Below are 16,547 nucleotides of genomic sequence, written 5' to 3'. Positions count from 1 at the left end.
CTTGTCATGGGACATGAGGCGAACATCCGGCGCGTCGCAGCGCGGTCCTATCGCATTCCGACGGATGCGCCGGAAGCAGACGGGACGATCGCGTGGTCGGCAACAACGCTGGTGGTGGCCGAAATCGACGCCGCAGGCGAAACAGGGCTCGGCTATAGCTACGCCAGCGCGGCCGCCGCCGAGATCGTGAACAAGGAACTTGCGCCCATCGTGGTGGAGCAGGATGCGTTCGCCATCCCCGCGCTGTGGCTCGCGATGGTGCAGGCCGTGCGCAACATCGGCTGGCGTGGGGTCTGTGCCTGCGCGATTTCAGCCATGGACGTTGCTCTCTGGGACTTGAAGGCGCGCCTGTTGAATATCCCTCTGGTCGATCTGTTCGGCCGCGAACGGCGAGAGGTGCCGATCTATGGCAGTGGCGGCTTCACATCATATTCGGAGGCGCGCCTTTGCGAGCAGCTGAGCGGCTGGGTGGAGCAGGAAGGCTGCCACTTCGTTAAGATGAAGGTTGGAGCAGCGCCGGCGCAAGATCTTGCGCGCGTCCGCAGCGCGCGAGCGGCGATCAGTGCGGCCGAACTCTATGTCGACGCCAACGGCGCCTATCGCCGCAAGCAGGCTCTTGAATTCGCGCAGCAGTTTGCCTCGCTTGGCGTGACCCGGTTCGAGGAACCCGTCTCGAGCGATGATCTCGAGGGACTGCGGCTTGTGCGAGATCGCGCACCTGCATCAATTGAGATCGCGGCCGGTGAATACGGCTATGAGCCGTTCTACTTCAGGCGCATGCTCGAGGCCGGGGCCGTGGACGTGCTGCAGGCCGATGCCACGCGCTGCGGCGGTTACACCGGTTTCCTCAAAGCTGCTGCGCTGGCGGATGCCTGGAATCTGCCGTTGTCGGCTCACACTGCGCCGAGCCTGCATCTGCCAGTGTGCTGCTCCGCGCCGCGGCTGCGCGATATCGAGTGGTTTTACGATCATGTCCGCATCGAACGGATGGTGTTCGACGGCGTGCCGCGGCCCAGGAACGGCGCGATTGCACCTGATCCGGCACGTCCCGGACATGGCCTGACGTTCAAGGAAAGAGACGCCGAACGCCTGGCAGCCTAATCACCGAGGGGGTTTGCGATCGAGGAAAATACCGATGAGCCACGTCATTGAAGTCGACCATCGCAGGGAACGGGAATCGCAGCGTCGCGTGACTCGGTCCCCCGAGGGCAGGATCACCAGCGAGGGACCCGCTCGTACCCCCGGCCAGCACTATGAAGAGCTCGGCCGAGAGCTCGCCAGGGCCGTGGATGGCGAGGTGCGATTCGACTCCGGCAGCCGGGCGCTTTATGCCACCGATGCCTCGAACTACCGGCAGGTGCCGATCGGAGTGGTCATCCCGCGCTCGGAGGCGGCTGTTGCAAAAACTGTCGAGCTCTGCCGCGAGTTTGATGCCCCGATCGTCATGCGTGGCGGTGGCACGAGTCTCGCGGGGCAGGGCTGCAACGTCGCCGTCCTGATCGATTGCTCCAAATATCTCAACCGGGTGATTTCAATCGACGCCGTTTCGCGCCTCGCCGAAGTCGAGCCGGGCTGCATTCTCGACAACTTGCGCGCGACCGCCGAACAGCACCAGCTCACCTTTGGGCCGGATCCCGCGACACACGATCACAACACGCTCGGCGGCATGATCGGCAATGACTCCTGCGGCGTGCATTCGGTGATGGCCGGCCGCACCTCCGACAACGTCGAGGCGCTGAGCATTCTGACCTATGACGGCCTGCGGCTTGACGTCGGTCCGACCGGTGAGAACGAGCTTCAGCAGCATTTGGCCTCCGGCGGCCGGCGGGCGGAAATCTTTCGGCGGCTGGATGAGTTTCGCCACCACTATCGCGATCTCATCTTGGCAAAATACCCGAAGATTCCCCGTCGTGTTTCCGGCTATGCAAACCTCGACCACCTGATGCCGGAGCGCGGATTCAATGTGGCGAGAGCGCTCGTCGGCACGGAAGGCACATGCGTCACCATACTGCGCGCCACGCTCAACTTGGTGCCGAGTCCCCGGCATCGCGTGCTGGTCATCATCGGCTTTGAAGATGTCTATACCGCAGCCGACGCTGTGCCTGACGTGCTTGCGTTCGGACCGATCGGCCTTGAAGGCATCGATCAACTGCTCGTGGAGTTCATCCTGAAGAAGCATCTTCATACCGAAGACGTCAAGATACTGCCTGCGGGAGGCGGTTGGCTGGTGGCAGAGTTCGGTGGCGACACCGTTGATGCCGCGATCGCGAAGGCCAATCCGCTCGCCGAGGAATTTCAGCGGCGAGGAATGGAGGCCAAGTTACTGAAGGAACCGGAGCAACAGGCGAAGCTCTGGGACGTTCGGGAGGCGGGACTGGCGGCGACCGCGCATGTGCCGGGCTGGCCCGAAACCTATCCCGGATGGGAGGACAGCGCGGTCAGACGAGAAGACCTGGGACGGTATTTGCGCGAGCTCAAGGCACTCTATCGCAAGTACGGCTACGATGCATCCGTATATGGTCATTTCGGCGACGGACTCGTGCATTGCCGCGTGCCGTTCGATCTTCGCACCGAAGCGGGGCTCGCCAACTGGCAGCGGTTCCTGGACGAGGCTGCTGATCTCGTGGTGCGTCACGGCGGCTCGTTGTCGGGCGAGCACGGCGATGGCCAGGCTCGCGCGGCGTTGCTCGAGAAGATGTACGGGCCTGAGCTGATGCAGGTATTCCGGGAGTTTAAGGCCATCTGGGATCCCGGCGCAAAGATGAATCCGGGAAAGCTGATCGATCCTTTTCCACCGACTTCGAATCTTCGGGTTGGTCCGACCTATCAGCCGCCGAGCGTACCCACTTACTTCTTCTATCCGGAGGATCACCACAGCTTCGCCAGGGCCACCCGCCGCTGTGTCGGCATAGGCGCCTGCCGCCGCCGCGACAGCAGCAAGAGCGTCATGTGCCCGAGCTACATGGCCACCAACGAGGAGAAGCATTCGACCCGCGGCCGCGCGCGCCTTCTGTTCGAGATGCTGCATGGCGGACCGATCGATGATTTGTGGCGCAGCACGGAGGTCGAGGAGGCGCTCGATCTCTGCCTTGGCTGCAAAGGCTGCAAAAGCGACTGCCCCGTGCAGGTCGACATGGCGACCTACAAGGCTGAATTTCGCGCGCATCACTACAAACGTCGATTGCGGCCGCGCGCCGCCTACTCGATGGGCCTGATTTACGAATGGTCGCGCCTTGGCGGCTCGGCCCCATGGCTTGCCAATGCGCTCTTCCGATGGCCGGGCCTGTCGTCATTGAGCAAGCGGATCGGCGGCATCGCGCCGCAGCGCCAGATGCCGCGCTACGCCCGCCAGACTTTTGCGCAATGGTTCCTGCGGCGTGGCGAGCGCGCGAATGGCAAACCTGTCATGCTGTGGCCCGACACGTTCAACAACTATTTTCGACCGCAGACGGCAATCGCAGCCACGCGCTTTCTTGAAGGTCTCGGCTACTCGGTCACCATTCCGGACCGTCCCCTCTGCTGCGGCCGCCCCCTCTATGACTGGGGCATGCTCGATCGCGCCAAGGCGCTCTGGCAGCGCACGTTTGACGCAATGACACCGGCGATCAAACTGGGCATCCCGATCATCGGGCTCGAGCCGGCCTGCGTCAGCGCATTCCGCGACGAGCTGCCAAATCTATTTCCCGGTCACGAGTACGCGGAGCGCCTGTCCCACCAGACCGTGTTCCTCACCGAATTCCTCGATAGGCACGCGGCCGACGAACAGCTCGGCCGGATTTCGGGCTCGGCGCTGGTTCAGCTTCATTGTCATCATCACGCGGTACTCTCGCCAGAGAGCGAGCAGCACGTGCTCGATCGCCTGGGGCTGGACTATGACGTGATGAAGTCCGGCTGTTGCGGAATGGCCGGCTCGTTCGGATTCGAAAAGGGAAAATACGACATCTCCATCGCCGCGGCCGAGCGCGCGCTTCTGCCCATGATACGCAACGCCGATGCTGCGACCATCGTCTTGGCTAACGGCTTCAGTTGCCGTGAGCAAATCGAGCAATGCACGGGCCGGCAGACGAAGCACGTTGCGGAGTTACTAGCCGATGCGGTCGGTGTGACGAGTTAACCAAGCGTACCGGGCGATCAGTTCAGCAGCTTGTCGAGCGTGATCGGCAAATCACGGACGCGCTTTCCGGTCGCGTGATAAACGGCATTGGCTATGGCCGCAGCGACGCCAACAATGCCAATCTCGCCCAATCCCTTCATACCTAGCGGATTGATCAGCTCATCCGGCTCTTCGACGAAGATAACCTTGATGTCGCGAACATCCGCATTTGCTGGCACATGATATTCGGCAAGGTTCGGGTTCATGATACGGCCGAACCTGTGATCGAACAGCGTCTCCTCGTGCAACGCCATGCCGATGCCCCAGACCACGCCGCCCATGATCTGGCTGCCTCCCGTCTTGGGGTTGAGAATGCGGCCTGCGGCTACAGCGCTGACGACGCGGGTTACCCGGAACACGCCGAGTTGTTCGTCGACCCTGACCTCCGCGAATATGGCTGAATGCGTGTTGCGGGCGTGCGACGTGTCTTCTGCGAACTGGTTGACCTTCTCCTTCTCGATGCGGTCGGCCCCGCCGCGGCGCATCGCATCCGTAATGGAGACTGCTCGGCTTGGATCTCGCCGGAAGGCGATCTTGCCGTCGACGAGAATGACGTCGTCCGGGCCCGCGCTCTGCAACGGAGAATCCGGAACTTTCTTTGCCAAACGCAGGAGATCGTTTCGGATCTCCCGAGCCGTGTTCAGCACGGCATGCGCCGCGGAGGCCGCCATCCATGATCCGCCCTCGACCGGCGCTTGCGGCAGTGTCGAATCCGCGAGCTTGATGCTGAGATTTCCGATCGGCAGTCCCAAGGCGTCGGCCGCGACCTGCGCCACGATGGTGTAGGTCCCGGTCCCGATGTCGCTCGCGGCGCAAGAAACCTCGGCGTGGCCGTTCGCGGTCAGCACTATGCGAACACCCGCGGGCATCTGCAGGGCTTCCCAAACGCCGCTCGCCATGCCCCAGCCGACCAGCTCATGCCCGTCACGCATCGAGCGCGGCGCCGGATTGCGTTTGTTCCACCCAAACGCTTCCGCCCCCTGACGGTAGCATTCACGCAACTGCTTGCTCGTGTAGGGAAGATCTTCGTTCTGGTCGCGGTCCGAATAGCAGCGCAATCGCAGCTCGAGCGGGTCCATCTTAAGTGCGACTGCCAGTTCATCCATTGCGCTCTCGAGTGCGTACACTCCCGTCGTCGCGCCCGGGGCACGCATATCGCAAGGCGTCGCAACATCAAGATTGACGAGCTTGTGGTCGAACCTCGTGTTCGGACTTGCGTAGAGCAAGCCGGCCCATTCGGGGTCGTTGCGCGAGAACGCTTCAAATTGCGACGTCTCGGCGACAGCGTCATGAATGATCGCTTCAAGCTTCCCATCGGCTGTCGCACCCAGACCGAGATGTTCGATCGTTGCCGGCCGATGGCCGAGCCCGTACATCTGCTGTCGCGTAAGCACCACCCGGACGGCGCGCTTGAGCGCGATGGCGCCCAAAGCGGCGAGCACCACCTGATAGTTCGGCCGCAGCGCAGAGCCGAACGCGCCGCCAACATAGGATGAGACGACCCGCAGCTCATCCGGTTTCTTCTGAAAGACGCTGCAGAGATAGCGGTGCACGTTCTGAACACCCTGCGTCTTTTCGTAGACCGTCAACCTGCCGTCGCGTTCCCAAATTGCGGTCGAAGCGAACGGCTCCATCGGATTGTGATGCTCCGTCGGAATGAAATAGTCGGCCTCGTGGCGCACCATAGCTCCCGCCAGCGCCCTTGACGCGTCGCCGCGCGGCCGCGCCGGCTTCTCGACGACAAAGGCTTGATCGCGCCGTGCATGAAGATCGGTCACACAGGCCTCACCTTGATATTCGACACGAACGAGCGACGCCGCAAAGCGAGCCGTTTCCCAGTCTTCGGCCAGCACGAGGGCGACCGGCTGGCCGTTGAACCTGATGACGTCATCATAAAGCGGACGGAACGGCGAGCCTTGCTCCGGTGCGACGTCATCCTTCCAGGCGTCATCGCTGTTGATCATCTGCGGCCTGTTTTGATGTGTGAGGACGTCGAGGACGCCCTCGACCTTAAGCGCGGTGCTGGTGTCGACGCGCCGAATGTGGCCTTTTGTGATGGTCGATTCCACGACGAAGCCATAGACCAGGCCGTCGGCTCGATATTCCCCGGCGTACTTTGCCGCGCCAGTCACCTTGGCGCGACCGTCGACGCGGGAGATTGCCGTTCCAACAAAAGCGGTCATCTCTTGGCCCGTTCGATGTTCATGCGATCTTCTTGTCGGACTGTGACTGCGGGGTCCCGCGCGCCGCCTGCGTGAGGGTGCGCGCGATGGCGCGGCGGGCCAGCTCGATCTTGAAGCCGTTGTGCGAATAGCTCCTCGCGCTGCGCAGGAGCAGGGTCGCTGCGCCTGCAAAATTCGCTTCATTGGCGATCTGACCGCGCAGCGCCGCCTCGACCTCAGGATCCCGCCAAGGTTTGTGAGCGACCCCGCCGAGTGCGAGCCGCGCTTCCTTGATGGTGTTACCCTCCAGTTCAAGCGCGGCCGCAACCGAAACAAGTGCGAACGCGTAAGAGAGCCGATCGCGGATCTTCAGATAACTGTAGTTGTCCGCAAAGCCCCGCGGTGGGAGCTCGACCGCAGTGATGATCTCGTCCGACCCGAGATTGGTGTCACGCTGCGGGGTCTCGCCGGGCAAGCGGTGGAAATCGGCAAAGGGAAGGGCGCGGTCCCCTCCAGGCCCGGTAATCCGAACTGCAGCTTCGAGCGCTGCCAGCGCAACGCACATGTCGGAGGGGTGCGTGGCGATGCAGGCATCGCTCGTGCCCAGGATCGCAAGATTGCGGTTCATTCCCTCGATTGCCGAGCAGCCGCTGTTTGGCGTGCGCTTGTTGCACGGTGTCGCCGTATCGTAAAAATAGAGACAGCGCGTCCGCTGCAACAGGTTGCCACCGACGGAAGCCATGTTGCGCAACTGGGCCGATGCTCCGGCCAGGACAGCGCTGCACAAGAGCGGATAGCGCTGGGCGACGACCGGATGATATGCAAGGTCGGAATTGGGCACCATGGCGCCAATGCGGAGCCCGCCATCAGTCGTCGGCTCGATCTTCGTGAGAGGCAGCCGCGAAATGTCGATCAGCCGCGAGGGACGCTCCACGTTCTCCTTGATCAAGTCGAGAAGATTGGTGCCGCCAGCGATGAATTTGGCGGTAGGCTCGCTGGCAATGCGGCGCACGGCGTCGGCGACGTCGGTGGCCCGCGCATACTGGAAATTGATCATGGCCCTCTCATTGCCTGTCGGATCGCTGCGACGATGTTCGGATAGGCTCCGCACCTGCAAATGTTGCCGCTCATGAGCTCACGAATGTCATCATCGGTCTGCGCCCTGCCTTCGGCGATCAATCCGGCTGCCGAGCAGAGCTGTCCGGGTGTGCAGTAGCCACATTGGAACGCGTCGTGATCAATGAAGGCCTGCTGGAGAGGATGCAGCGTTCCGTCGCGCGCGAGTCCCTCGACGGTCGTGATCTTGGCGCCGTCCTTCATGACTGCAAGCGCTAGGCAGGAATTGATTCGCCGCCCCTCGATGAGCACGGTGCAGGCGCCGCACTGTCCGTGGTCACAGCCTTTCTTGGAGCCCGTCAGGTCGAGGTGATCTCGCAGAGCGTCGAGGAGGGAGGTCCAGGGCGCCACTTTCAGCCGCCGTTCCACGCCATTGACGACGAGCGTGATCGCGATGCGTTCGGGAATTGCGAGCGAGAGGCCTTCGATATCTTGATGGCTTCGCAGCTGATTGTCGGTCATGCGAAGAACTATCGATGATAAGAGGGATGGTCAGCGAAGCTGACGCTTCGAAACTTTGCCTGTTGATACATCCAACCCAACAACGAGATCGTCTGTTCCAAATCGATGGATAGAAAATTGACGCTTCTGACCCACCTGACCTTGCTAGACTGCCAGTTAAGCAGCCCTGAAAAGTGATACCGGCGTCCAAGTGCGAATTTGTAACGACTACTTCGGTGCAGTGTTGAACTGAAAAATGGCAAAGCACCGCAACAACCGTGACGAACATATTACAAAATTCCGAAAATGGTTCATGAAAAGGTCAAAAGGCAACAAGACCGGGCAAGCGACGATCGTTCTCCCCAGAACAAGGCTTCAGGGGACAATGGGCTCCAATCCTTTGCTCCGGATAGCGGCGGCGGGCGAGCGCAAGAATGTGATCAATTGCTCGGCGGCTTTACGCTCCTTGGCGTTGGCGCTGACGCCGATGCTGAAGGTGGTGTAGTTCTGTAACTCTTCCGGAAGCAACCCCGCGAGGGCGACGCTCTCGACGCCGACGATGTTCGGCACGGTGATCACGGTCAACTCTGCTTCGCCGCGCGCGACGGCCTCGACCGGACTCCGGCCTGTCATCGCAAGGAGCTTCGGCTTCACCTCGGTCTCGATTCCAAGGTGATCAAGCAGATGAAGGAAATAGCTTCCGCTCGCGCTGTCGCGCGAATAGGAGATTGTTTTCGCCGCGAGCAGCGTTCGCTTCAGGTCTTCGCTGGTGCCCACCAGAGGCTTCAGCGCGCCCGCGCGGACCGCCACACCGGCGGCCGTGCGGGCAATGTCTGAACGCGAGCCGACCGCGATCTTGCCTGACTTGGTAAGGTCATCTACTGCCGCTGGCAACAAGAGCGCGGCATCAAACGCCTCACCCGCTTCGATCCGCCGCTTGAGGACCGGGACGCCTTCAAAGGTGAGCCCAAGCGTATGACCGGTCGCGCGTGTAAACGCGGGCGCAAGGTCATCGAGCACGCCTTTCATGGTGGGAGTGCTCAGAACGGTGATTTCGGCGGCGCCGGCGGTGGCGACGCTCGTCACCACGACCAGAGCTGCAGCCAAGATGCGAACGGCCCCCATCGCCACCTCCTGCTTCGAACGGGTTCAGGCCGAAAGTTCAGGCCCGCAGCTGGAGTCGGCGCCAAAATAGGAGTATCCACAAGGTCGATTATTCGACAGGCCGGTAGCCATTTAGGTACGTCGACATGCGCTGGGATAGGGTCGGACGATTTCTCAAGCCCCGCGACCTCCACGTCTTCATGACGGTGGTCGAGGAGAACAGCATGGCCAAGGCCGCCGAGCGCCTGTCCATCTCACGGCCAGTGATCTCGCGCACCGTTGCCAATCTTGAACACATGCTCGGGGTGACGCTACTCGACCGCACCACGCGCGGAATCGAGCCGACGATGTTCGGCAAGGCGTTGCTAAAACGCGGCACTGCGGTGTTCGACGAACTTCGGCAGAGCGTCGAGGAGATTGCATTTCTCACCGATCCCCAGGCGGGCGAGCTGCGCATAGCGTGCACCGAAGTGTGGGCGGCCGGCCTTGTGCCGGCAGCGATCGAGCGGCTCTCAAAACGACTGCCGCGTCTGCGCGTCAGGTTGGAACAAGGCACGGCGTCGCATCAGTTCAACCTGCTCCGGGAACGTCAATGCGAAATCGTTATTTCGCGACTGCTGACGAAGGCACTTGACTCCGACATCGAAATGCAACCACTGTTCTATGAGTCGCTCGTCGTCGTCGCCGGCCCGCAGAGCTCCTGGTCGCGCCGCCGCAGACTGACGCTTTCAGAACTCGTCGACGTGCCGTGGATTCTGTCGACGCTGGAAGCGGAATTCGGTTCGCCTTTCGTCGAAGCATTCCGTTCTGCGAAGCTGTCGATTCCCACCGCAACGATCTTCAGCAACTCCCTACACCTGCGCATCAGCCTGCTCGCCACCGGACGCTATCTCACACTAGTGCCGGGCTCGGCGCTGCGGTTCGGCTCCGGAGCCGGTCTGCTGAAGGCACTGCCCGTCGCATTGCCGCGGTGGCACCTGCCAACGGCAATCTTCACCTTGAAGGGTCGAATGCTGAGCCCAGTCGCGCAAGCGTTCGCCAATTGTGTTCGCGACGTCGCCAAACCACTTGCTTAAAGCAAGGTGGCACGGCCACATGAACGGCTTGCCGCGCGAACAGACTAACGTCTGATTGGAGTCCATTCTCGACCGGGGTCGAACCAGCGGCATGTCTGACAATATCCGCCATGCCACAAAGGTGGAAGTGAATTCAGAGCATTGCGGCCACCCGCGACGGGCCGTTGTGGGTTGATGGCACCGCGGCAACCCCCGAACCGGAGCGTCGAATGATGCGCTACCAGTACTAACCATGGGACAGGCTAAAGAAATCCGCGTGGCGCCGATCGCGAAGAAGGACGCCGACGCGCTGATAATTCGGCTGCACTACAGCCACAGGACTGTCAACAATGCCTTCCTCGCGCTCGGCGTCTTTATCGGCGGGCGGCTTGAAGGCGCGATGACGTTTGGTCCGTCGATGGACAAGGGCAACATTCTCGGGCTGGTGCGCGATACGGCATGGAATGGCTTTCTCGAACTGAACCGGCTGGCGTTCTCGGAAGCGCTGCCCCGCAACAGCGAAAGCCGCGCGCTCTCGATCGCGCTGCGGATGATCAAAAAGCATTATCCGCACATCGAATGGGTGATCTCGTTCGCCGATGGATGCCAGTGCGGTGACGGCACGATCTATAGTGCGGCCGGCTTCCTGCTCACGGGGCTCAAGTTGAACAAAAGCCTTCTGCGACTGCCCGATGGCTCGGTGACGCACAAGATGACGCAAGTCACCGGCAAGAACCGCGCGGCGCATTTCGCCAAGACCGGCGGTTCATGGTCGGGCCGGGGCGTGCCGCTCGATGGCTACCAGATGCGTTACATCTATTTTCTCAATCCCGATGCGCGTGCGCGGTTGGTGCCGGAGGAAATCCCGTATTCGCAAATCGAGCGGCGCGGCACGCGCATGCATCGCGGAATTGCGCGTGGCAAGCAGGCGACGGCCGACGACCAATTGGCACAGCGGCGCGGCAGCGGCGACCGCCACGCTCCGGTTTGAACCGACATGTCGGGTTCACGAACTATTCCGGATGTGTGACCCTGATGTATGGTCCGGCCGTGCGTTGCAAGAGGTTTCGTCCATCGGCAGATTCGGTCTTGCATCAATGTATCCGGCCTTTGGTTGGAGCGCCTTGTGCTCCGGGCCATCATGGATATCAGCGCGCATGCGATCTGATTAGCGGACAGGCCTCGACCGGGCCATTTGGGTCACCAGTGTTCGCATGCGCCGGGAAGACCGATCTCCATCGTCGTCTCATCCTCTCGCAGACCTTGGCGGGCAAACTAAGCTACATCATCGATAGCTCCTCATTTAGGCTGTTCCTTTGTTCGTGCCTGGCGGCCGTTCCTTCGTCCCGGCCTGCGCGTGCCGACGGGCCGCGCGCAAGGGGACCGTCAAGGCTGGCCGGCGCACAGGCCTTGCCCCTCGCTTCCATGCTGCCAGGCCACGCCTTGATGGCCCCGAGCACGGCGCGAGGATCACGATGGACGGGTCGCATCGGTGTTGATGCACGCGAAGGCGCGCCCCTTGTTGAGAACCGCCCACGCGATCCGGGCGAGCTTGTTGGCGAGCGCAATAGCGAGCACATTGTGGTGTAGTCGCTTCTTCGCCGCTTCAATCCAGGATTTGAGCCCATAGTGTTCCCAATGCTTCGGCCCGAGCTTGACCAGCACGACCCAGGCCGCCTGAACGAACAGGGAGCGCAGATAGCGATTGCCGCGCCTTGATATGCTGCCGAGGATTGTGCGGTCTCCCGTCGAGATCTGTTTCGGGACCAGTCCGAGCCAGGCGCCGAAGTCGCGGCCCTTGGAGAACACGTCGCCGGTGCCGATCGCGGCCACCATCGCGCTCGAGATGATCGGGCCAATGCCGGGCACCGTCATCAACCGATCGCAGTGCTGATCTTGACGGGCGAACGTCTCAATTTCGCAGGAGAGGACCTCGATACGCGCATCCAGCCGGCGCCAGTCTCCCGCGAGGTCCTCGACCAGGCGCAATATGCGGGAAGAGAGGACATCGGTTTGCGTCGCCAGGATGCTTGGCAGCTCGGCGCGCAGGAAACGCAGCCCTTGCCGCACCGCAATGCCGCGTTCCAGCAGGAAGGCGCGGATCTGATTGATGATACCGGTACGCTGACTGACCAAGCGCTCGCGGACGCGATGCAGCGCCTGCAGGTCAAGTTGGTCGGCGGTCTTGGTCGCCACGAACTTCATGGTCGGGCGTTGCACCGCCTCAGCGATTGCCTCCGCATCGCGGAAGTCGTTCTTCTGTCCCTTGCTATACGGCCGCACGTATTTGGCTGGCAGCCGGGCATTGTGGCCGAGTACCTGTAGCTTGCGGCTGAGATGATGCGCGCCGACGCACGCCTCCATGCCGATCAGACACGGCGGCAGGTTGGCAAGTCGCGCCTCGACCTGGCCGCGCGACCATTTCTGCCGGAGTACGATCGCACCACGCCGATCGTGCCCTACAACGTGGAACGAGTTCTTGCCGATATCAATGCCGACCACGGCGATTGCGCTGCTAGATTTCTGGGACATGGCGTGCTCCTTTTCGGTGCCCCGAACCCAGCTTCGATCACTGGCGGGGCTGGAGCACGGCCGGACCGTCCCATTAACGGACATGCTGTTGCCGCCACCCGCTGACTGCTAACCTTGAAGTCGCTTCCATCACGTGCCAGGACGCCTGTTCGCATATTGACCCTAGGTGTTCTGACCTCTTAAGTTGACACGCGATAACTTAATTTCTTCGCTGGGAGACTCCCATGAAGGCTTCCATAATCAGTTTGGGAATGCTTGCGAGTTTTGGACTTGGTGCGGGAATAGTTGAAGGGCTTCATGCCCAAGCATCGCCACCGGCCTATGTAATCTCGGAAATTGACGTAACTAATCCAGACGCTTACGCAAAAGAATACGTGCCGCTTGCGAACAAGGCTCTGGCCGACAGCGGCCAAAAGCGGCTCGTATCGGGCGGTAAAACGATTTCGCTCTCTGGTGCACCGCCAGCATCGCGCATCGTCCTGTCAATGTTTGAAAACTTAGAAAAAGCCAAAGCAGCCTATAGTTCGCCAGCGTATCTGGAAGCTCGTAAGATTGGCGACCAATACGGTAAGTTACGAATCTTCGCTGTTGAAGGCATTCCGCAATAGGACAACAGCGCCTTTCGCTTCAGGTTTAAACCTCAAGGATCGAATGTCGCAGATTGTGTCTTTGAGCGACCGAAATCCATGTCCGATGCACGTCGGCATTCAAGGCAAGAGCGGACACGATTTGCTCAACGAGAGTTTCTCTCGGTTTGACCCATCGCGTTCGTTAGAAAACGTCCGCCGTTGTGCCGCTTGTGGCTGTTAAGCGGACACTTTCGATTTGAGGGAAAGCAGTTTCTCGATGAGCGCGGCGGTCAGCAGCGTGGCGTGGCCGTCGGGCGCGATGGCGTAAATGAGCGCGCGCCGGGTATGGGCGCGCGAATCATATTCAAGGCCGTGGGCGGCTTCCATCGCCGCCAGCACCGTATAGCGCTTCTCGATCAGGTATTGACCGCGCCCGATAAACAGAGACGCGGTGAAATGGTCAGTGACCTTGCCCCACGGGCTTAATCCAGTTTGAAGTTCGTTCTGGCCCACGACAAGGACCAGAGCATGAAGCGCAGCCGCTTTTCGGAAGAGCAGATCATCGGGATTTTGAAGGAGCATGAGGCCGGCGTTTCGGTCGCCGATTTGTGCCGCAAGCACGGCGTCAGCGACGCCAGCATCTACAAATGGAAGGCCAAGTTCGGCGGGATGGACGTCTCGGAGGCCAAGCGGCTGAAGGCACTGGAGGACGAGAACACGCGGCTGAAGCGGCTGCTGGCGGATGCCATGCTCGACAATGTCGCGCTGAAGGACTTGTTGGGAAAGAAATGGTGACGCCCGCGGGAAAGCGGAAAGCTGTCGCCCATCTGTGGAAAGCATTCGGGATGAGTAAAGCCATCGGCTGTTGCCGCATGACCATGAGATACTGGACGACCTGGGCGGACGATGCCGGCCTTCGCCAACGCATGCGAGCGATCGCCCAAGAGCGCCGCCGTTTCGGCTACCGGCGCCTGCACGTGCTGCTCAAGCGGGAGGGCTATGCAATCAACCACAAGAAGCTGTTCCGGCTCTACCGGGAAGAGAAGCTTGCGGTGCGTCGCCGTGGCGGCCGCAAGCGGGCGATCGGGACCCGGGCGCCGATGACGGTGCCGCTGGCGCCGAACGACCGCTGGTCGCTCGACTTCGTCTCGGATCAACTGACCGACGGCCGCCGCTTCCGCATCCTGACCGTGGTCGATGACTGCACCCGCGAGTGCCTGGCGCTGGTGCCCGACACCTCGCTCTCGGGCAGGCGGGTGGCGCGGGAACTGGACCGGCTGGTGATCGAGCGCGGCAAGCCGACAATGGTGGTCAGCGACAACGGCAGCGAGTTCACCAGCAACGCCATCCTGACCTGGGCCGATCAGAGCCGCGTCGCATGGCATTACATCGCGCCGCGCAAGCCCATGCAGAACGCCTTCATCGAGAGCTTCAACGGCCGGCTGCGCGACGAATTGTTGAACGAGACGCTGTTCACGTCGCTGGCCCAGGCCCGCGTCGCACTCGGATGTTGGCGAGCCGATTACAATAACACACGACCGCACTCGCAGCTCGGATGGAAGACCCCATCCGAGTTCGCCATCACCTGCCAACCGCGCCGGGATCTGGCGCTGCGCTGTGCCGAAGGCTCCGCGCCAGCTCCCGTCGCTCCCACCGCCCGACCGGGCAAATCCAACAGCCAGGGCGAGCTCAGGACTGGATAAAACTTGGGGGCAAGGTCACCCCGGGGAAGTGGCCCAGAACTAGGCCACTGGTCGGTGGTTGGAAGATCCTATTTGTCCGATCCCGAGACGAATAATGGCGGAATATCAAATAGTTACGGAGACTCCGGAAAAGCCCGTAGGGGCGCCACCGGTGCGCGAAAGCCCGGGCGGGGCAATCCGGTCAGGCGGGCGGGAAAAACGCACCCCCGGGCCCCGGATCGGCGGCCGATGGCGGCGCCGGCCGGGGGCCGGACTGCCCGCCTTTTGCGTATTTCGGGACCGCGTTTTTGGGCTTTGGTTCCTCGCAAACTCCTCGCGAACTGCGACCCGTGCCAAGTCTGTGGGTATCTGGCCGGATAGCTGCGGCACCGTGAATTTATTCCTTAACGAAGATATGAGACTTTATCTTCCACTGTCCGTCGGGTTGGCGTTCAAGGAGTCTCACGGTGCTGCCAGAAATTGGCGCCGCCTTCTCATTTACCACTAGCGTGGCCGTGAAATGGGAGGTCGTATAAGCGTAGGTTCCGATGGGCAACACATCGACCAGCTCAACCTTGTGATCTCTTACGCTTCTTCCCCGCCCAGCAAAGAAATTACGGATTGCCAAAGGGCCCGTGACGGGCTGCGCGCCAGGCGGCATCAATCTGGCGTCAGCGGTATACAACGGTAATAGGGCATCGAAGTCCGCGTTGTTGATGGCAGCATCCCATTTGGCAGCCGCCGAGGAAAGTTCGTCGGCAAGTGGGTCTGCCCCTGCATGACCAACGCAAGCACAGGTAAAGATCAACAGCACGGCGTATGAAAGAAGAGAGTGGCGGCTCATCTTTGCCTCCTTTAGCTGAGATGCTTAGCGCATGAGCGCATTCGCAAACGCTACCGCTGAGGGAAGCTGGGCCACTAGTTCAAAAAGTGGACTGGAGAATGTCGTCAGCTGGCTGAGACTTGATCTGCCACCGCAGGCGCCTCATTGGCATATTTGCTGCGTGGGAACCAACAGCGCATGCTGTTCACAAGATGCTTAGGACCGTCGATCTCGATTTTGCCGAGCTCACGCGCCCGTACCAGCGGCAGCTCGCCTATGAAAATCTGCACAAGCGTCAGCAGACTCGCATAGAGGCTGATATCGACCTCGAAGCCGGGATCATCCCAGCAGAGATCGGCGTCCTCCTTGTTCACAACAAACCACCAGCGCTTCGGCCGAGCGTCCGCAATCTCGATGTACAGCACCAAGTCGCATGGAATGTGCTTTAGTTCGAACGAACGGCGCATATTCCACATGAGCCGGCCCGCGTGGAGTTCGTTCGGCGTGAGCTGGCTGCGCGCCCACCTGTGGCCCCAATAGCCCAATGCATCGATAATTGGCCGGGCTTCTTTGGCCGCTTGGGTTGGATGGTACTCCCAATGCCCATTATCGCCTGATTGGCGTAAGATTAGCCCTGCCTCTTCTAGCGTTTGAAGACGCTTGGAGAGGAGTGTAGGCGACATCTGTGGGATGCCGCGGCGAAGCTGGTTGAAGTGGCGGGACCCTAGCAACAGCTCGCGGAGCACAAGCGGCGTCCACCGCTCCGTGAGAATTTCCGCAGCTTTGGCTACGGGACAAAATGATCCATAGCCTTTCATGACGAGAACTTAGCATCATGAGGGCCACTAAGGTAGTCCAGTTTCTGGACTATTCCCGGGGCGCGCCAGTATCGAGGCCTGCGGGCCGTAAA

The 16,547-nt window shown here is 61.2% G+C and carries 15 protein-coding genes; 6 read left to right on the top strand and 9 right to left on the bottom strand.

The genetic code is table 11. The features are described from left to right. Positions 1-6 precede the first annotated feature (6 nt). Complete coding sequence (locus MTX23_RS24965) at positions 7-1,101, top strand: enolase C-terminal domain-like protein (protein ID WP_280972811.1); 1,095 nt, start codon at positions 7-9, stop codon at positions 1,099-1,101. Between the two features lie 430 nt (positions 1,102-1,531). On the opposite strand, the gene MTX23_RS24960 is transcribed toward MTX23_RS24965, so the two are convergent. After that, complete coding sequence (locus tag MTX23_RS24960) at positions 1,532-1,807, bottom strand: hypothetical protein (protein WP_280972810.1); 276 nt, start codon at positions 1,805-1,807, stop codon at positions 1,532-1,534. On the opposite strand from MTX23_RS24960, the gene MTX23_RS24955 reads away from it, so the two are divergent. Further along, positions 1,808-4,114: an FAD-linked oxidase C-terminal domain-containing protein gene (locus tag MTX23_RS24955; protein ID WP_280972809.1), complete on the top strand. Its 2,307-nt coding sequence runs from the start codon at positions 1,808-1,810 to the stop codon at positions 4,112-4,114. Between the two features lie 17 nt (positions 4,115-4,131). Here the strand turns inward: MTX23_RS24955 and MTX23_RS24950 are convergent, their stop codons facing one another. The 4 genes from MTX23_RS24950 to MTX23_RS24935 all read right to left on the bottom strand — a co-directional run bounded on the left by MTX23_RS24950 (position 4,132) and on the right by MTX23_RS24935 (position 8,997). Then, the gene (locus MTX23_RS24950) at positions 4,132-6,336 is read right to left on the bottom strand and encodes a xanthine dehydrogenase family protein molybdopterin-binding subunit (RefSeq protein ID WP_280972808.1); all 2,205 of its coding nucleotides are present in this window, start codon (positions 6,334-6,336) and stop codon (positions 4,132-4,134) included. Positions 6,337-6,355: 19 nt separating this feature from the next. Beyond that, complete coding sequence (locus tag MTX23_RS24945; RefSeq protein WP_280972807.1) at positions 6,356-7,372, bottom strand: xanthine dehydrogenase family protein subunit M; 1,017 nt, start codon at positions 7,370-7,372, stop codon at positions 6,356-6,358. Then, positions 7,369-7,893 (bottom strand): (2Fe-2S)-binding protein, encoded by a 525-nt coding sequence (locus MTX23_RS24940; RefSeq protein WP_280972806.1) that lies wholly within the window; start codon positions 7,891-7,893, stop codon positions 7,369-7,371. The genes MTX23_RS24945 and MTX23_RS24940 overlap by 4 nt, the downstream gene beginning before the upstream one ends. 354 nt (positions 7,894-8,247) lie before the next feature. Beyond that, positions 8,248-8,997, bottom strand: a complete 750-nt coding sequence (locus tag MTX23_RS24935) for a substrate-binding domain-containing protein (RefSeq protein WP_280972805.1) — start codon at positions 8,995-8,997, stop codon at positions 8,248-8,250. Positions 8,998-9,200: 203 nt separating this feature from the next. On the opposite strand from MTX23_RS24935, the gene MTX23_RS24930 reads away from it, so the two are divergent. Then, positions 9,201-10,052: a LysR family transcriptional regulator gene (locus MTX23_RS24930; RefSeq protein WP_280972804.1), complete on the top strand. Its 852-nt coding sequence runs from the start codon at positions 9,201-9,203 to the stop codon at positions 10,050-10,052. 232 nt (positions 10,053-10,284) lie between these two features. Further along, positions 10,285-11,022 carry a hypothetical protein gene (locus tag MTX23_RS24925; RefSeq protein WP_280972803.1) on the top strand — a complete coding sequence of 246 codons (738 nt, stop codon included), beginning with the start codon at positions 10,285-10,287 and terminating at the stop codon, positions 11,020-11,022. Between the two features lie 479 nt (positions 11,023-11,501). Here MTX23_RS24925 and MTX23_RS24920 read toward each other — a convergent pair whose 3' ends face one another. After that, the gene (locus MTX23_RS24920; protein ID WP_280972802.1) at positions 11,502-12,563 is read right to left on the bottom strand and encodes an IS110 family transposase; all 1,062 of its coding nucleotides are present in this window, start codon (positions 12,561-12,563) and stop codon (positions 11,502-11,504) included. 224 nt (positions 12,564-12,787) lie between these two features. On the opposite strand from MTX23_RS24920, the gene MTX23_RS24915 reads away from it, so the two are divergent. Then, positions 12,788-13,171: a DUF1330 domain-containing protein gene (locus tag MTX23_RS24915; protein WP_280972801.1), complete on the top strand. Its 384-nt coding sequence runs from the start codon at positions 12,788-12,790 to the stop codon at positions 13,169-13,171. A gap of 198 nt (positions 13,172-13,369) precedes the next feature. Here the strand turns inward: MTX23_RS24915 and MTX23_RS24910 are convergent, their stop codons facing one another. After that, entirely contained in the window at positions 13,370-13,645 is a 276-nt protein-coding gene (locus MTX23_RS24910; protein ID WP_280972800.1) for a hypothetical protein, read from the bottom strand. Between the two features lie 15 nt (positions 13,646-13,660). On the opposite strand from MTX23_RS24910, the gene MTX23_RS24905 reads away from it, so the two are divergent. Next, positions 13,661-14,835 (top strand): IS3 family transposase gene (locus MTX23_RS24905; protein ID WP_280972799.1). Its coding sequence is split into 2 segments (ribosomal slippage): positions 13,661-13,910 and positions 13,910-14,835, totalling 1,176 coding nucleotides; the frame shifts between segments, so codons are not numbered across the junction. 376 nt (positions 14,836-15,211) lie between these two features. Here MTX23_RS24905 and MTX23_RS24900 read toward each other — a convergent pair. After that, positions 15,212-15,658: a DUF4440 domain-containing protein gene (locus MTX23_RS24900; RefSeq protein ID WP_280972798.1), complete on the bottom strand. Its 447-nt coding sequence runs from the start codon at positions 15,656-15,658 to the stop codon at positions 15,212-15,214. Positions 15,659-15,762: 104 nt separating this feature from the next. Then, positions 15,763-16,455, bottom strand: a complete 693-nt coding sequence (locus MTX23_RS24895; RefSeq protein ID WP_280972796.1) for a helix-turn-helix domain-containing protein — start codon at positions 16,453-16,455, stop codon at positions 15,763-15,765. Between the last annotated feature and the right edge of the window lie 92 nt (positions 16,456-16,547).

Origin of the sequence: Bradyrhizobium sp. ISRA436, from assembly GCF_029910015.1 — a bacterium.
GTDB lineage: Bacteria > Pseudomonadota > Alphaproteobacteria > Rhizobiales > Xanthobacteraceae > Bradyrhizobium.
The sequence above is the reverse complement of the archived record's forward strand: the minus strand, read 5'-3'. Positions and strand labels throughout refer to the sequence as shown.